The sequence below is a fragment of the Streptomyces sp. NPDC059477 genome (assembly GCF_042749375.1).
Classification (GTDB): domain Bacteria; phylum Actinomycetota; class Actinomycetes; order Streptomycetales; family Streptomycetaceae; genus Streptomyces.
Window position 1 is genome coordinate 1 of the sequence record NZ_JBHYUG010000139.1, and the last position, 15,374, is coordinate 15,374.

Annotated in this window: 16 protein-coding genes; 10 read left to right on the forward strand and 6 right to left on the reverse strand. The window is 72.2% G+C overall.

Annotated features, from left to right (window positions below):
* A partial coding sequence (locus tag ACFXAZ_RS37415) for a PucR family transcriptional regulator ligand-binding domain-containing protein (protein ID WP_384600829.1) occupies positions 1–473 on the reverse strand: 473 nt, incomplete at its 3' end.
* Between the two features lie 188 nt (positions 474–661).
* On the opposite strand from ACFXAZ_RS37415, the gene ACFXAZ_RS37420 reads away from it, so the two are divergent.
* The 5 genes from ACFXAZ_RS37420 to ACFXAZ_RS37440 all read left to right on the forward strand — a co-directional run bounded on the left by ACFXAZ_RS37420 (position 662) and on the right by ACFXAZ_RS37440 (position 5,781).
* Complete coding sequence (locus tag ACFXAZ_RS37420; protein ID WP_384600832.1) at positions 662–2,167, forward strand: amino acid permease; 1,506 nt, start codon at positions 662–664, stop codon at positions 2,165–2,167.
* A gap of 188 nt (positions 2,168–2,355) precedes the next feature.
* A complete protein-coding gene (locus tag ACFXAZ_RS37425) occupies positions 2,356–3,060 on the forward strand; it encodes an SDR family NAD(P)-dependent oxidoreductase (RefSeq protein WP_384600835.1) in 705 nt (234 codons plus the stop codon).
* A gap of 14 nt (positions 3,061–3,074) precedes the next feature.
* Positions 3,075–3,926 (forward strand): SDR family NAD(P)-dependent oxidoreductase, encoded by an 852-nt coding sequence (locus ACFXAZ_RS37430; protein ID WP_384600838.1) that lies wholly within the window; start codon positions 3,075–3,077, stop codon positions 3,924–3,926.
* Entirely contained in the window at positions 3,914–4,882 is a 969-nt protein-coding gene (gene speB, locus ACFXAZ_RS37435; protein ID WP_384600841.1) for an agmatinase, read from the forward strand. The genes ACFXAZ_RS37430 and speB overlap by 13 nt, the downstream gene beginning before the upstream one ends.
* Positions 4,879–5,781 (forward strand): polysaccharide deacetylase, encoded by a 903-nt coding sequence (locus ACFXAZ_RS37440; RefSeq protein ID WP_384600844.1) that lies wholly within the window; start codon positions 4,879–4,881, stop codon positions 5,779–5,781. Before speB ends, ACFXAZ_RS37440 begins: the two co-directional genes overlap by 4 nt.
* 92 nt (positions 5,782–5,873) lie before the next feature.
* Here the strand turns inward: ACFXAZ_RS37440 and ACFXAZ_RS37445 are convergent, their stop codons facing one another.
* On the reverse strand, positions 5,874–6,230 hold the full coding sequence (locus ACFXAZ_RS37445) for an immunity 51 family protein (protein WP_384600847.1): 357 nt from the start codon (positions 6,228–6,230) through the stop codon (positions 5,874–5,876).
* Complete coding sequence (aztA, locus tag ACFXAZ_RS37450) at positions 6,217–6,987, reverse strand: zinc ABC transporter ATP-binding protein AztA (protein WP_384600849.1); 771 nt, start codon at positions 6,985–6,987, stop codon at positions 6,217–6,219. Before aztA ends, ACFXAZ_RS37445 begins: the two co-directional genes overlap by 14 nt.
* Positions 6,988–7,002: 15 nt before the next feature.
* Here aztA and aztB point away from each other — a divergent pair, with 15 nt between their 5' ends.
* The 4 genes from aztB (at position 7,003) to aztD (ending at position 11,499) form a co-directional block, all read left to right on the forward strand.
* A complete protein-coding gene (aztB, locus tag ACFXAZ_RS37455) occupies positions 7,003–7,869 on the forward strand; it encodes a zinc ABC transporter permease AztB (RefSeq protein WP_384600852.1) in 867 nt (288 codons plus the stop codon).
* A complete protein-coding gene (locus ACFXAZ_RS37460; RefSeq protein WP_384600855.1) occupies positions 7,866–9,161 on the forward strand; it encodes a hypothetical protein in 1,296 nt (431 codons plus the stop codon). The genes aztB and ACFXAZ_RS37460 overlap by 4 nt, the downstream gene beginning before the upstream one ends.
* The gene (gene aztC / locus ACFXAZ_RS37465) at positions 9,158–10,150 is read left to right on the forward strand and encodes a zinc ABC transporter substrate-binding protein AztC (RefSeq protein ID WP_384600858.1); all 993 of its coding nucleotides are present in this window, start codon (positions 9,158–9,160) and stop codon (positions 10,148–10,150) included. Before ACFXAZ_RS37460 ends, aztC begins: the two co-directional genes overlap by 4 nt.
* Before the next feature lie 116 nt (positions 10,151–10,266).
* Positions 10,267–11,499 carry a zinc metallochaperone AztD gene (gene aztD / locus ACFXAZ_RS37470; RefSeq protein ID WP_384600861.1) on the forward strand — a complete coding sequence of 411 codons (1,233 nt, stop codon included), beginning with the start codon at positions 10,267–10,269 and terminating at the stop codon, positions 11,497–11,499.
* An 18-nt stretch (positions 11,500–11,517) separates the two neighbouring features.
* Here the strand turns inward: aztD and ACFXAZ_RS37475 are convergent, their stop codons facing one another.
* Complete coding sequence (locus tag ACFXAZ_RS37475; protein WP_384600863.1) at positions 11,518–12,969, reverse strand: glutamate decarboxylase; 1,452 nt, start codon at positions 12,967–12,969, stop codon at positions 11,518–11,520.
* A gap of 187 nt (positions 12,970–13,156) precedes the next feature.
* Here ACFXAZ_RS37475 and ACFXAZ_RS37480 point away from each other — a divergent pair, with 187 nt between their 5' ends.
* Positions 13,157–14,119, forward strand: a complete 963-nt coding sequence (locus ACFXAZ_RS37480; RefSeq protein WP_384600866.1) for an LLM class flavin-dependent oxidoreductase — start codon at positions 13,157–13,159, stop codon at positions 14,117–14,119.
* Positions 14,120–14,195: 76 nt separating this feature from the next.
* On the opposite strand, the gene ACFXAZ_RS37485 is transcribed toward ACFXAZ_RS37480, so the two are convergent.
* Positions 14,196–14,741 (reverse strand): hypothetical protein, encoded by a 546-nt coding sequence (locus ACFXAZ_RS37485; RefSeq protein WP_384600868.1) that lies wholly within the window; start codon positions 14,739–14,741, stop codon positions 14,196–14,198.
* A gap of 95 nt (positions 14,742–14,836) precedes the next feature.
* Positions 14,837–15,223, reverse strand: coding sequence for an alpha/beta fold hydrolase (locus ACFXAZ_RS37490; protein WP_384600871.1), 387 nt, complete (start codon positions 15,221–15,223; stop codon positions 14,837–14,839).
* Positions 15,224–15,374: the final 151 nt, after the last annotated feature.

Below are 15,374 nucleotides of genomic sequence, written 5' to 3' on the forward strand. Positions count from 1 at the left end.
GGCGGTGAGCCACACCCCCGCCCCGCCCCCCCCCGCGCCCGCCCACCAACACCTCTAATAAACGCCAGCCCCCCCACGCGCCCCCCCCCCCGCCGTCGCCGCTCCCGCCCCCCCGCGCGGGCGACCGCCACGAAGCTCACGGAGTACGCGGCCGTGAGCACCGCCAGCCCATGGCGGTCGGCCGCCGCCGCGAGGTCGCCGGTCAGCGCCGGGGTGTCGGGGTCCTCGCCGATCAGGATGCCGCTCGCGCCCGCCACGGCACAGCGCTCGATCAGCGCCGCCTGCGCGCCGCCGCCCGCGGGCAGCGTGCAGCCGTTGCGCATCAGCAGCTCGCCCCCGGCCATCCAGTCCCAGGGGCTGTCGAGGTCGGACGCATGTGCCCAGGAGACCGTACGGCCCAGTCCCGCCGCGCCGGCGAACAGGCTGAGCCGCAGGTGAGGCAGGTCCAGCACGGTGTGAATGGTGGCCGACATGTGTCCACCGCCCTTCGCTTGTAACTTCGATGCAATCCTGTTGTGCGATCGCTCAAAGGGCAAGTGGCGATTGTGGTCTTCGCTCGGTAGATCTGGGAGTACCGGCGACGCAGACTCCCTGAAAGTTCGCTCGCGGAGGGCGGACGATGCCTCATCACCCCGCCAGGGGCCAGGTAAGGAGCGGGCGCATGTCGAATCCTCCAGTCGCGGCACACACCGCGGGCGGCGCCGATCCTTCGGGCGGCCCCTCGGGCGTGAGCACCCTGAAACGCGGCTTCAGCTTCCGTTCGGCGTTCTCGCTGGCCTTCGCCGATGTCTCGCCGATCGTCGCGCTGTACGCGATCTTCACGCTCGGGCTGTTCGCGGCGGGCCCCGCGTTCTTCTGGGCCTTCCCGATCGTGCTGGCCGGGCAGCTGATGATCGCCCTCGTCTTCGGCGAGCTGGCCTCCCGCTGGCCGTACGCGGGCAGCGTCTACCAATGGGCCCGCCATCTGCGCGGCGCCTCCTGGGGATGGATCGCGGCCTGGGCCTACACCTGGGGGCTCACCATCGCGCTGTCCACCCTCGCCTACGGCGCCGCGGGCTTCCTGCTCCCGGCCGTCGGCGTCGACGAGCACGGCAAGGCGCTCACCGTCGCCACCGCCATCGGCATTCTCGCGGTGGGCAGCCTGGCGAACATGGTGGGCCGCCGGATCCTCAAGATCATGGTGATCGCCAGCATCATCTGCGAGATCGTCGGCTCCGTCGGGCTGAGCACCATCCTGCTGATCTTCCACCGGGTGAACCCCATCGACGTCCTGTTCGACGGCTTCGGCACCCAGGACCTCGGTTCCTGGGTCGGCGGACCGCTGCTGGTGGCCATGGCCTACGTCGGCTGGTCCTTCGTCGGCTTCGAGGCCGCCGGTTCCATCGCGGAGGAGGTGGAGGAGCCGGAGCGCAACGTGCCCAAGGCCATCATCCTGTCGCTGCTCTGCGTGGCCGCGATCGTGATGTACTCCAGCGTCGCCGTCATCCTCGCCATCCCCAATCTCGACCAGGTCATGGCCGAGAAGACCGGCGACCCGGTCACCCACACCCTGGTCAGCGCCCTCGGCTCCGGCATCGCCCGGCCCCTGCTGATCATGTTCGTGATCGGCTTCCTGTCCAGCTTCCTCGCCGTCCAGGCCGCCGTCACCCGCTGTCTGTGGGGCTCGGCGCGGGACAACGCGCTGCCCGGGTCGAAGTTCCTGGTCAAGCTCGCGGGCCCGGAGCGGCTGCCGGTGAACGCCATCGCGCTGACCGGCGTGGTCGCCGCGATCCTGGTGCTGCTGGCCGGCTCCGACCTCTACCGGGTGCTGGTCAACTTCACCACCATGGGCTTCCAGATCGCCTTCGCGGTGCCCGTGATCGCCGCCCTGATCGCCCGGCTCACCGGCAAGTGGAAGCCCGGCGCGTTCAGCCTCGGCCGGTGGGGGACCCCGGTCACCGTGGTCGCGGCGCTGTGGGCCGTCGCCCAGACCGTCAACATCGCCTGGCCCCGCGCGTCCATGGGCGACACCTGGTACCTGCGCTGGAGCATGATCCTGACGACCGGTCTGCTGGCCGTCGCGGGCACCGTGATCTACGCGATCGTACGGAACCGGATCAAGCCCCCGCTGGCCAGCCGCCTCGCGGCCACGGCACCGCCGGCGCCGGACGCGACAGCGAATCCGTAGCGGAGGGGTCTCCGGGACCGGCCGCCCCCCGGGACCCGCCGCATCCGGCACCCCGCCCCACCCGGGGCCCCATGGACGGCGACGATCGGCAGCCCGCCGCGGCGGCGGTGAGCGGCCCGCCGTGACGGCGGGTCACCAGCCCGCCGCACCCCCCTTTCGCCCCTCTCAGAAGGTCAGAAGGCAGGAAGATGAACCACCCCCGGATCGCCGTGGTCACCGGTGCCGGCAGCGGTATCGGAGCCCGGATCGCACAGGAACTGCACGCCCACGGCTGGCAGGTCGCCGGCATCGACCGCCAGCCCGTCATCGGCGACCACCTCGCGCTGTCCCTGGTGGCCGATGTCTCCGACGCCGAGAAGGTCCGCCAGGCCGTCGGTCTCGTCCACCGCGAACTGGGCCCGATCGAAGGCCTGGTCACCGCCGCCGGGCACTACGCGATCACCCCCGTCGAGGCCATCACCCCCGACGAGTGGCAGCGCATGCTCCGCGTCCACCTCGGCGGACTCTTCAACGCCGCCCGCGCCGCGGTGCCGTCGATGATCGAGCGGGGCGGCGGCAGCATCGTCGCCATCTCCTCCGAACTGGCCATCGGCGGCGGCGACGGCGAGGCCCACTACGCCGCCGCCAAGGGCGCCATCATCGGCCTCGTCCGCAGCCTCGCCGCCGAACTGGCCCCCCAGAACATCCGCGTGAACTCCGTGGCACCCGGCCCCACCGACACCCCCCTGCTCGCCCCGGACTCCCCCTGGCGCGACCCCGCCTACCTGGCGACCCTCCCCACCCGGCGGCTCGCCCGGCCCGAGGAGATCGCGGCCACCGCGCGCTACCTCCTCCAGGAGGCCACCTTCTGCACCGGGGAAGTCATCTCGCCCAACTCCGGAGCCGTGATCTGATGAGCCATGACCCCATGAGCAGCGATCCCCTGCGCAGCGACCCCATGAGCAGCGACCCCCTGCGCACCGGTCCGACGAGCGGCGATCCGCTGACGACGCCCGACCTCACCGCGTCCCGCTCGCCGTTCGCCCTGGTGACCGGCGCCACCCAGGGCATCGGCCGGGCCATCGCCCTGCGCCTGGCCGACGACGGCGCCCGCGTCGCCGTCAACGGGCGCGCGCACACTCCCGACCTGGACGCCGTGACCCGCGCCGCGAACGCCGTGGCCGCGCCCGCCGACGTGTCCGACCGGGACCAGGTGCACGCCATGGTCGACCGGCTGCGCCATACCGTCGGCGACATCGACGTCCTGGTGTGCAACGCGGCCTACATGACCATGGGTTCCTTCCTCGACCACGACGAGCAGGACTGGTGGCGGATCGTCGACACCAACCTGAGCGGCACCTTCCATCTCGTCCAGGCCGTCCTGCCGGGCATGCGCCGCCTCGGCCGCGGCCGGATCGTCGTCATCTCCTCCGAGTGGGGTGTGACCGGCTGGCCCAACGCCAGCGCGTACGCCGCCTCCAAGGCCGGACTCATCGCCCTGGTCAAGAGCCTGGGCCGGGAACTGGCCCCGGAGAACATCCTGGTCAACGCCATCGCCCCGGGCGTCACCGACACCCCCCAGCTCGCCGTGGACGCCGCCGACGCCGGGATCCCCCTCGAAGCCATGCACCGGCACTACGCGGACGGCATCCCCCTCGGCCGGATCGGCCGCCCCGAGGAGATCGCCTCGGCCGTCGCCCATCTCACCGATTTCACCCTCGGCTCGCTCGCGGGCCAGACCCTACAGATCAACGGAGGCAGCACCCGATGCCGAGCCTGAGCCCCGACACCCGCCCCGAGCCGGTCGGCCCCGTGGACGGACAGGTCAGCCCCCGCTACGCCGGACTGACCACCTTCGCCCGGCTCCCACGCATCGAGGACGTGCCCCGCTACGACGTCGCCATCGCCGGCGCCCCCTTCGACGCCGGTGTCACCTACCGGCCCGGCGCCCGCTTCGGCCCCTCGGCCATCCGTGAGGCCTCCCGCCTCCTGCGTCCCTACAACCCGCGCCTGGACGTCATGCCGTTCCGCGACCAGCAGGTCGTCGACGCCGGAGACCTGCCCTGCAACCCCTTCGACATCACCCGGGCGGCCAAGGAGATCGAGGAGAGCGCCCACGCACTGATACGCGACGGGGCGCGACTGATCACCCTGGGCGGTGACCACAGCATCGCCTACCCCCTGCTGCGCGCCATGCACCGCGTCCACGGCCCGGTCGCCCTCGTCCACTTCGACGCCCATCTCGACACCTGGGACACCTACTACGACACCCCCCTCACCCATGGCACACCCTTTCGCCGCGCCGCCGAGGAGGGCCTCTTCCGCCCGGACGCCAGCGCGCACGTCGGCATCCGCGGCTCCCTGTACGACCCGGCGGATCTGACCGACGACGCCGAACTGGGCTTCCGGATCTTCCACTGCGCCGACTTCGAGACGATGACGGTCGCCGACGTGGTGGGCCAGCTGCGGGAGACGATCGGGGACGCCCCCCTGTATCTCTCGGTGGACATCGACGTCCTGGACCCCGCCCACGCGCCGGCCACCGGAACCCCCGAGGCCGGCGGCCTGACCAGCAGGGAACTGCTCGGCATCGTCCGCGGGCTGAAGGGACTCGATCTGGTCGGCGCCGATGTCGTCGAGGTCGCCCCCGCCTACGACCATGCCGACATCACCAGCGTCGCCGCCGCCAACCTCGCCTACGAGTACGTGTCCCTCTGCGCAAGGACGCCCCGATGATCTCGCCGACCCGCCCGGCGGAGCCGATCACCTGGCCCGCCGGCCACCGGGCCGCCGCCGCCCTCACCTTCGACGTCGACGCCGAGTCAGCCGTCCTGCACGAGCACCCCGCCGCCCGGCACCGCATGTCCGTCATGACCCATCAGTCGTACGGCCCGCTGGTCGGCGTGCCCCGGCTGCTGCGCATTCTCGACCGGCACGGCATCCGCGCCACGTTCTGCGTCCCCGGCTGGACCGCGCTGCGCTACCCGGACGTCGTCCGTTCCATCGCGGCGGCCGGCCATGAGATCGCCCATCACGGCTATCTCCACGAACTGCTCACCAGCGTCGACGCGCAGGCCGAGGCGGGTTTCCTCGACCGGGGCCTGGCGGCCCTGGAGTCGGTGGCGGGCGTCAGACCCGTCGGCTACCGGGCCCCGATGTGGGAACTCAGCTACCACACCCCCGGCTTGCTCAAGGAGCGCGGCTTCCTCTACGACTCCAGCCTCATGGACGCCGACGTGCCCTACGAACTCGCCCTGGCCGACGGCACGTCGCTCGTGGAGATCCCCATCCAGTGGGCGCTGGACGACTGGGAGCAGTACTGCTACCTGCCCGGCATCTCCGGCACCGGTCTGATCGAGAGCCCCGCCAAGGTGCTGGAGATGTGGACCCTGGAGTTCCAGGCCATGCGCCGCGAGGGCGGCTGCTTCGTCCTCACCAACCATCCCTTCCTGTCCGGCCGCCCCTCCCGCGCGGCGGCCCTGGAGACCCTGATCGAGCGCATCATCGCCACCGGCGACACCTGGGTCGCCCCGCTGGCCGACATCGCCCACCATGTCCGCTCCCTGGGCCTGACCCCACGGGTCCTGACCCCACCGGACCTGGAGACCGGCCCGGGGACCGACCTGGAACCATGACCGAGGACCGCCCCGGGTGTGACGGGCCTGCCGGTGGCCCGGCTGGAGCGGCACCGGCTGCGCCTGGGGCCGGGCCGGGGATCGCGTGACCCTCAGTCGAACCAGTCGGGATCCCCGGCCTCGATCAGCCCCTTCAGCACCACCCGGTCGCCGAACGCCTCGCACAGCAGCGCGCCCAGACGTCCGAGCGCCTCAGGGTCCTCGCCGTAGGCGACGAACATCCCCGCCTCACTGTCGTACCCGAACCGCCCCGCCAACTCCGGCGCTCGCTCGCGCACGGCCGATCTGGCCACGCCTTCCCACCCATAGCCACTGCCGTACTGCTCGCACTCGGTGAAGACGTCGGCCACCTCGACCATGTGGCTGTCACTGAGCATCAGACAGTACGACCCGGGCTTGTGGTCGTACTCGAAGAACACCAAGGGAGCAAAACTCTCACGATCGGTCATGCCCCGACTGTACGAGGCGGCACTGACAACGCTGGGCGAGCGCCGTCGGTGTGAGGACCTGACCGGGGTGGCCCCGGGCCACGAGGCGTCCGTCGTGGAGCAGGAGACAGGTGTCGGCCGCGCGGGCGGCGGTCAGGTCGTGGGTGGCCTGGACGACCGTCACCCCGTCGGCGACGAGTTCCGTGAGCAGCGCGGCGATACGGTCCCTGGCCTCGGGGTCGAGCCCGGTCGTCGGTTCGTCGAGGAGGAGCAGGTCGGAGTCCTGGGCCAGGCCCTGGGCGATGAGGGCGCGCTGGCGCTGGCCCCCTGACAGCTCGCCGAGCTGGCGGGCGGCGAGGTCGCCGATGCCCAGGCGGTCCAGGGCGTGGTCCACCGTCGCGCGGTCCTGCCGGGTCAGCCGGCGCCAGGGGCCCCGCTCGCCCCAGCGCCCCATCTCCACCGTCTGCCGCACGGTGAGCGGCAGCGCGTCCCCCACCGCCGCGCGTTGCGGGACGAACGCGGGGGGCCGTTCTCCCCGGCGGGTGAGCGTTCCGGATGTCGGATGGATCACACCGGCCAGCACACCGAGCAGCGTCGATTTCCCGCTGCCGTTCGGGCCGACGAGCGCGGTCATCGACAACGCCGGTATCTCGACGGTGAGTTGGTGGAGGGCGGGGCGAGCGCCGTAGCCCGCGCAGAGGTCCGTGAACGTGGCGTGCGCGGCCGGGTCCCGCTGCCGCGCGGTCGGACTGCCTGGTTTATTGAACATGATTTCCATTGTAGTGTCCGCCGTATGGAGTGGTTGACGGCCCCGTTCGACGTGGCCTTTGTGCAGCGAGCCCTGTGGGGCGGAATCCTGGTGTCCGCGATCTGCGCGCTCGCCGGGACCTGGGTGGTGCTGCGGGGCATGGCCTTTCTCGGCGACGCGATGTCCCACGGACTGCTGCCGGGAGTCGCGCTCGCCGCGTTGCTCGGCGGAAATCTGCTGGTGGGGGCGGTGCTCAGCGCCGCCGTCATGACCGCGGGCGTCACCGGGCTGGGGCGGGTGCCACGGCTGTCCCAGGACACCGGCATCGGCCTGCTGTTCGTCGGCATGCTCTCGCTCGGCGTGATCATCGTGTCCCGCTCGCAGTCCTTCGCGGTGGATCTGACCGGCTTTCTGTTCGGCGACGTCCTCGCGGTGCGTGCGCGGGACCTGATCCTGCTCGCGGTGGCGCTGCTCGCCGCGCTCGTCGTCTCGGTGCTCGGTCATCGGGCGTTCCTGGCCCTGGCGTTCGACCCGCGCAAGGCCCGGACGCTCGGGCTGCGACCCCGGCTCGCCCATGCCGTGCTGCTCGCCCTGCTGGGCCTCGCGATCGTCGCCTCCTTCCATATCGTCGGCACCCTGCTGGTCCTCGGCCTGCTCATCGCCCCGCCCGCGGCGGCACTGCCCTGGGCGCACAGCGTCCGCGCGGTCATGGCCCTCGCCGCCCTGACCGGCGCCGCCGCCACCTTCGGGGGGCTGCTCCTGTCCTGGCATCTGGGCACCGCCGCCGGAGCGACCGTCTCGGCGCTCGCGGTGGCCGTCTTCTTCCTCTCCCACCTGGGCGCGGCGATCCGGGACCGACGGGTGAATCCAACCAACGTCAATCAAGAAGGAAGTCTGAGGCGATCGTCTTGACCATCCGACGAAACGTCATTTCACGGCCCTCGGCCGCGCCGCCGCTCAGCACCTCACCGCTCAGCACCTCACCGCTCAGCACCCTCCTCGTCACCGCCCTCGCCGCCACGCTCCTCACCGGCTGCGCGGAACGGACGGACACCGACGAGCGCAACTCCGAGCCCAGGGAGACCAGTTCCGCGTCCACCACCCCCCACGGCCATGTCGAAGGGGCCGAGGAGGCCGCCGAGCAGCAGTCCCGGCTGCTCCTCAACGACCCGAGCGGCGGTGACACCCGCGTCCTCGACCTCGTCACCGGCGAATTGCGCACGACAGCCCCGGTGAAAGGCGCCGTCCGGCTCGGTACGGACGGGCGGTTCGGGTACCTCCACACCGCCACCACCACCCATGTCCTCGACGGCGGCGCCTGGATGGTCGACCACGGGGACCATGTCCACTACTACCGCGCGCCGATCCGAGACGTCGGCGAACTCCCCGCGGACCACACGGCACAGGTGCGTAGTGACGCCGCCGTGACCGCGGTGACCGACGGCGAGGGCCGGGCCGCGCTGTACGAGCGGGCCGCGCTGGAGGCGGCCGGGATCGGTGACGCCCGCGCGCTGCCGGGCACGTACACCGGAGCCCTCGTGCCGTACGCGGAGCATCTGGTGGGGCTGGTGGCGGACGCGGGAGACGCGGCGGAGGTCATCGTGCTCGACCGGGAGGGTGCGCGTGTGGCGGTACCGGACGCGGAGTGCGCGGCGCCACGCGGTGATGCCGTCACCGGGCGTGGCGTGGTGCTGGGATGTGCCGACGGGGCCCTGCTGATAGGTGAGCGGGACGGGGTCTTCACCATCGAGGAGATTCCGTACGGGGCCGAGGTCCCGGAGCAGGAGCGGGCGGGCGCGTTCCGGGGGCGCCCCGGCAGCGACACGCTGACCGCGCCCGCCGGGGAGGACGCCGTATGGGTCCTGGACGTCGGCGGGCGGACCTGGACGCGCGTGGCGACCGGGCCGGTCGTCGCCGCCAACACCGCCGGGGAGGGCTCCCCGCTGCTGGTCCTCAAGAGCGACGGGACCTTGCGCGGCCACGACATCGGCACCGGGGAACAGATCGCCCGCACCGAGCGGCTGCTGACCGGCGAGCAAGGGGCGGGAACCGCACCTGTGATCGAGGTCGACCGCAGCCGGGCCTACGTGAACGACCCGCACGGCAAGCGGGTGTTCGAGATCGACCACAACGACAGCCTGCGGATCGCGCGCTCCTTCGACCTGGACATCGAGCCGCACCTGATGGCGGAGACCGGACGATGAGCACACGGGAAGCGACACGTGCGGGGTGGGTGAGGCGTACGAGGGTGGCGGCTGCGCGGCTGCGCAGACTGGTGCTGGTCCTTGTCGCGCTGGTCATGGCCGCTGCCGCCACCGCCTGCGGCACCGCGGGCGAGCAGCCCCGAATCGTGGTCACCACGAACATCCTCGGCGATGTCACCCGGCAGATAGTGGGTGACCAGGCCCAGGTCACCGTGCTGATGAAACCCAACGCGGACCCGCACTCCTTCGGACTGTCGGCGGTGCAGGCCGCCGAGCTGGAGCGGGCGGATCTGGTCGTCTTCAACGGGCTCGGCCTGGAGGAGAACGTGCTCCGGCATGTGTCGGCCGCACAGGAGTCAGGGGTGGCCGCCGTCGAGGTCGGTGCCGCGGTCGCCCCGCTCACCTTCCGGACCGGCGACGACCGCGAGGAAGGGCGGCCCGACCCGCACTTCTGGACCGACCCGGACCGGATGCGCACGGCGACCGGGCTGATCGCCGACCAGGTCATCGAGCATGTCGACGGCGTGGACGCCACCGCGATACGCGCCAACGCGGACCGTTACGAGGGGCACCTCACCGACCTCACCACCTGGATGGAGACATCCTTCGACCGGATCCCCGAGGACAGCCGGGCCCTGGTGACCAATCACCATGTCTTCGGCTATCTCGCCGAGCGGTTCGGCTTCCGCGTGATCGGCGCGGTCATCCCGAGCGGCACCACCCTCGCCTCACCCAGCTCCGCCGATCTGCGGTCGCTGACCCAGGCCATGGAGGAGGCCGGGGTGCGCACGGTGTTCGCCGACTCCTCCCGGCCCACCCGGCTCGCGGAGGTGCTCCGCGGCGAACTGGGCGGCCGGGTCGCGGTCGTCGAGCTGTACTCGGAGTCACTGACCGCGCCCGGCGAGGGCGCCGACACCTATCTCCGGATGATGCGCGCCAACGCCACCGCCCTGACCGAGGGACTGACCGGCGGTCCGACCGGCGGCTGAGCCCCCGTACACCTCCTGCTGGACGCCCCCCGCACCCCTCCTGGACGCCGGCCGACCGGGCCGGACGTTCCGTCACCCATGCCGCCGACCGGGCGGCAGCGAAAGGAAACCCACCGGTGAACACACTCAACCCCTCCCACCAGTCGATACCGTCGCCGCGGCCGAGGCGCGGAAGAGCCCTCACGGGTACCGCACTCGCCCTCGCGGTGTCCACCGTCCTCACCGCCTGCGCGGGCGACGGCGCGTCCGTCGGGGAGACGCCGGGCACGACGGCCGCCGCCCCCGCGAAGGCGGTCGAGAACGCCCTCGTCGCCACCTTCGACGGCGGCCTCTACGTCCTCGACGGCGAGACCCTCGAACTCACCGGCACCATCGAGCTGCCCGGCTTCAACCGGGTCAACCCGGCCGGTGACCAGGACCATGTCATCGTCTCCACCGACGCCGGCTTCCGCGTCCTGAACGCCACCGAGCAGACCTTCACCGGCATCGAGTACCCCGGTGCCGAGCCCGGCCATGTCGTCCGCCACGCGGGCCGTACGGTGCTGTTCACCGACGGCACCGGCGAGGTCGCCGTGTTCGACCCCGCCGAGCTGAGCGGCGGCGAGAAGCCCGAGGGCCGTACCCACACCACCGCCGAACCGCACCACGGTGTCGCCGTCGAGCTGAGCGGCGGCGAACTCCTCACCACCCTCGGCACCGAGGAGAAGCGCACCGGCGCGCTCGTCGTGGACGAGAACGACCAGGAGATCGCGCGCGCCGAGAACTGCCCCGGCGTCCACGGCGAGGCCGCCGCCCAGGGCGAGGCCGTGGCCGTCGGCTGCGAGGACGGTGTCCTGATCTACCGGGACGGCGAGTTCACCAAGGTCGACGCGCCCGACGACTACGGCCGGATCGGCAACCAGGCCGGAAGCGACGCCTCCCCGATCCTCCTCGGCGACTACAAGACCGACCCGGACGCCGAGCTGGAACGCCCGACCCGGATCTCCCTCATCGACACCGAGCGGGCCGAGCTGCGCCTGGTCGACCTGGGCACCAGCTACTCCTTCCGCTCGCTGGGCCGCGGCCCGCACGGCGAGGCGCTGGTACTGGGCACCGACGGGGCGCTGCACGTCATCGACCCCGCGACCGGTGAGGTGGAGCGGGAGATCCCGGTCGTGGACGCCTGGCAGGAGCCGCTCGACTGGCAGCAGGCCCGGCCCACCCTGTTCGTCCGTGGCCACACCGCCTATGTCTCCGAACCCGGCAGGAGCGCGCTGCACGCCGTCGATCTGGACGCCGGGAAGAAGACCACCTCGGTGACCCTGCCCAAGAGCACCAACGAACTGTCGGGGGTCGTCGCGGGCCACTGACAACTCCGGTCCTGACGATCAGGGGGCGGCCAGCTGCCCGGTGACGTCCGTCAGGTCCGCGATGAACATGCCCGCGAGTTCGGCGGTGAACCCGGTGCGGACCACCAGACGCAGGACGGCGATGTCCTGGCAGGGCGCGGGGAAGGCGTAGGCGGGCAGATGCCAGCCCCGGGCGCGCATGGCGCGGGAGACGTCGAACACCGTGAAGCCATCGGTGCCGGGCGTCAGCCGGAAGGCGAAGGCGGGGAGTTCGGAGCCGTCGGTGACCAGCTCGTAGGGCGTCAGGGCACGGATGCGTGCCGCGAGGGCGCGGGCCGTCGTACGGTTCCGGGCCGCCAGATTGCGCAGTCCCTCGAAGCCGTAGCGCAGGAAGCTGTAGTACTGGGCGACGACATGGGCGCCCGGCCGGGAGAAGTTGAGGGTGAAGCTGGGGGAGCGCCCGCCGAGATAGTCGACCTCGAAGACGAGTTCGTCGGGGAGTGCGGCGGCGTCCCGCCACAGGGCCCAGCCCAGGCCGGGGAAGACATGCCCGTACTTGTGGCCCGAGGTGTTGATGGAGGCGACCCGCTCCAGCTGGAAGTCCCACATCAGGCCGGGGTCCAGGAACGGGGCCACCATGGCGCCGGACGCGCCGTCCACATGGACCGGGATGTCGCACCCGGTGGCGGCCTGGTAGCCGTCCAGGGCCATGCAGATGTCGGCGACGGGTTCGTAGGAGCCGTCGAAGGTCGAGCCCAGGACGGCTACGACGCCGATGGTGTTGTCGTCGCAGTAGGCGGTGAGGGTGTCGGGGGTGAGGTGGTAGCGGCCCGGTTCCATCGGGACGTAACGCGGCTCCACCTCGAAGTAGTTGGCGAACTTCTTCCAGCAGACCTGGACGTTCGCGCCCATCACCAGGTTCGGGCGGGTGATGTCCTTGCCCTGGGCGCGGCGGCGCTGCTGCCAGCGGCGCTTGAGGGCGAGTCCGCCGAGCATGGCGGCCTCGCTGGAGCCGGTGGTGGAGCAGCCGCGGACCTGCTCGGGACGCGGTGCGTGCCACAGCCGCGCGAGCACGGTGACGCAGCGCTCCTCCATGGCCGTGATCTGCGGATACTCCGCGCGGTCCGCGAGGTTCTTCTCCGCGGTCTCCGCCATCAGCTGCCGCGCCTGCGGTTCCATCCAGCTCGTCACGAAGGTGGCGAGGTTGAGCCGCGCGTTGCCGTCGAGCATCAGCTCGTCACGGACGCGGCGGCGGACGAGGTCGGGGGCGGAGGCCGACCGGGGCAGCTCGTCGATGGGCGGGCAGACGTGGGGAGAGCCCAGCGGGGCCGGGCCGAACTCGCCCTCGTAGCAGGTCCGGTGGTCGTGGCCGGACGCGCTGTGGTGGTCGGGCTCGCTATCGTGGCCGGACGTGCTGTCGTGGCCGGATTCGTGGTCGTGGTCGGTGCGGAACGTGCTGCCGGGCTCGACGTCGGTATACGGAAGGGACATGGCTCCCAAGGTGCCTTTCTGGTCCGTGCGGTCCCCGTCGTGTCCGACGCTAGATCGCCGCGCGATCCGGCAGCCGGGCCGATTCCACCGATCCAGTGATCCATTTGCATACTGATGAACTGGATTTTCCCTTGTACATACTGGATGCCGACCGGGACCCCTGCCCGGCACGCGATCGGAGAACAGCATGACGCGACGGGACGGCGCGATCGGCGTCATCATGCCCCGGGACCTTCCGGCGAAGGACATCACCGCGTTCGCGCGACGGGCGGAACACCTCGGGTTCGACGAACTGTGGGTCGTGGAGGACCTCGGGTACCGGGGCGGGCTCGCCCAGGCGGCCACCGTGCTCGCGGTCACCGACCGGATCCGCGTCGGCGTCGGACTGCTGCCGGCCGCCGCGCGCAACGTGGCCTTCGCCGCCATGGAGATCGCGGGCCTGGCCCAGCTGCATCCCGGCCGCGTCGACATCGCGATCGGACACGGGATGCCGTCCTGGATGCGCGACGCCGGGGCCTGGCCCCGCAGCCCGCTGACCCTGCTGGGCGAGTACCTCACCGTCCTCAAGGCGCTGCTCGCGGGCGACGAGGTGCACCACGACGGGCGGTACGTCCGGGTCGACGGGGTACGGCTGCACGAGAGCGCCGTGCCCGACATCGCCCCCGACCTGTTCGCCGGGGTGCGCGGCCCCAAGTCCCTCGCGGTCTCCGGCACGGTCGCCGACGGCACCCTGCTCGCGGAACCGGCCACCCCGGAGTACGTACGCCAGGCCCTCGCGCGGATCGCCCCGACCCGCCCGCACCGGCTGACCACCTACAACGTCGCCGCCGTCGACAGCGACCCCGCCGCGGCCCTGGCCGCCGTCCGCTCCGCCCTCGCGATGGTCGCCGACCCCGACTGGCGCCCCCACATCGCGCCGCTGCCCTTCGTGGACGACCTCCTCGCCCTGCGCGCCCGCCACACCGACCCGGCGGAATTCGCCCGCGCGCTCCCCGACGCGTGGGTACGGCGGCTCGCCATCGCCGGTACTCCGGAGCAGGCGCGGTCCGCTCTGGCCGACGTCTTCGCCGCCGGTGTCACCAGCGCCGTCCTCACACCGGTCGGCCCGGACGCCCTTACGGCACTGGACGCGCTGGCGTCGGTGCTGTGACGGTCCGTCATGCGGAACCGGGGGCGTTCAACGCGGCGCCGATCCGGATGCTCCGTCCGAGACCCGTCGGCCCGTCCTACGCGGCGCCGCTCTCGATCCAGCGGGCCACCGACCGGGCGTACCGCTCCTGTTCCTCCGCCACCGGCAGCGCGGCCAGCAGGGGGAGCAGCAACCCGGCGAGTTCGCGGGCGGTTTCGGGGTCCTGCCGGGTGAGGAGGGTCCACACCGCGTGGGCGTTCCTGATGGTCCGGTGGGTCTCGCTCGCCGGCGCCCGCGCGGCCTGCCGCCGCTGGGTCGTCTCCACCAGATGCGCCGCCGTCTCCGCCCATTCGTGCGTGCGCGCCGCCGACAGCAGGGTGAGCCAGGCCCGCACGGTCAGGGCGTTGACGGTGTGCGGGTGCAGCGGCCCGTACTCCCGGCCGAGCGCCGTCTCCAGGGCGTCGGCGGTGGCCAGGGCCTCGGGGTAGGTACCGGCGCCGATACGGTCGGTGAGCCGCGCCCACAGCGGGTCGTACGTCAGGGGCAGGGGCGCCGCCCAGTCGTCGGGGGCGGCTGCCGTCCCGTCCGACGCGTACGGGACCGGTGTGCGGGGAACGGGGTGGGGGTCGAATCCGTCGGTCACTGGGTGCGCTCTCCGATCCATCCACTGCCGGGGGAGCGAGGCGGCGCTCCCGCGGCACAGTCGCCCCTCATGGTGTGGCCGCCGCACGAACGACGTCAATGAGGGGAACCGGGACCACCGTCGAAGGAACACGTGCCCCGCCCACTCGGGCAGTCCGCCAGGAAGCGGACGATCAGGTCGTGCAGGGTGCCCGGCTGCTGGAGATGCAGATCGTGACCGGTGCCGGGAACGCTGACGGCCAGAGTGGGTGAGCGCCGCCGGAGCAACTCGTCGATCTCCGCCGGGGCGAGGAAACTCGACCGGGCCAGGACGAGGAGCGTGGGACAGGCGACGCGTTCCCACGCGGACGCGAACGAGCGCGTGGCCGTATCCGCCAGTGCGCGGACCATCACGTCCCGGTCGAAGCGGGGCCACCACCCGCCGTCGCGCTCCTGGAGCCCGCCCGCCCAGCCCTCCCCGTGCGGGGGGGGGCGCGCCCGCACCCCCGCCGCGGGGGCCGGCGGGGCGGGGGGGCGGGGCGGCGGGCGGGGCGGGTGTGGGGGGGGCCGCCGTCGCGGTGGCTCGGGGGGTGCTGCGGCGGTTGGTGGAGGTGGAGGTCTCTGGGGGGGTCGCGGCGGTGGGGGCGTGAGGTGG

What these genes read in the sequence shown, in the direction of transcription:
- ACFXAZ_RS37430 (WP_384600838.1), top strand. Translation starts at nt 3,075, where the DNA reads ATGAGCAGCGATCCCCTGCGCAGCGACCCCATGAGCAGCGACCCCCTG.
- ACFXAZ_RS37445 (WP_384600847.1), bottom strand. Translation starts at nt 6,230, where the DNA reads ATGACCGATCGTGAGAGTTTTGCTCCCTTGGTGTTCTTCGAGTACGAC.
- ACFXAZ_RS37420 (WP_384600832.1), top strand. Translation starts at nt 662, where the DNA reads ATGTCGAATCCTCCAGTCGCGGCACACACCGCGGGCGGCGCCGATCCT.
- speB (WP_384600841.1), top strand. Translation starts at nt 3,914, where the DNA reads ATGCCGAGCCTGAGCCCCGACACCCGCCCCGAGCCGGTCGGCCCCGTG.
- aztC (WP_384600858.1), top strand. Translation starts at nt 9,158, where the DNA reads ATGAGCACACGGGAAGCGACACGTGCGGGGTGGGTGAGGCGTACGAGG.
- ACFXAZ_RS37480 (WP_384600866.1), top strand. Translation starts at nt 13,157, where the DNA reads ATGACGCGACGGGACGGCGCGATCGGCGTCATCATGCCCCGGGACCTT.
- aztA (WP_384600849.1), bottom strand. Translation starts at nt 6,987, where the DNA reads ATGGAAATCATGTTCAATAAACCAGGCAGTCCGACCGCGCGGCAGCGG.
- ACFXAZ_RS37440 (WP_384600844.1), top strand. Translation starts at nt 4,879, where the DNA reads ATGATCTCGCCGACCCGCCCGGCGGAGCCGATCACCTGGCCCGCCGGC.
- aztB (WP_384600852.1), top strand. Translation starts at nt 7,003, where the DNA reads ATGGAGTGGTTGACGGCCCCGTTCGACGTGGCCTTTGTGCAGCGAGCC.
- ACFXAZ_RS37475 (WP_384600863.1), bottom strand. Translation starts at nt 12,969, where the DNA reads ATGTCCCTTCCGTATACCGACGTCGAGCCCGGCAGCACGTTCCGCACC.
- ACFXAZ_RS37425 (WP_384600835.1), top strand. Translation starts at nt 2,356, where the DNA reads ATGAACCACCCCCGGATCGCCGTGGTCACCGGTGCCGGCAGCGGTATC.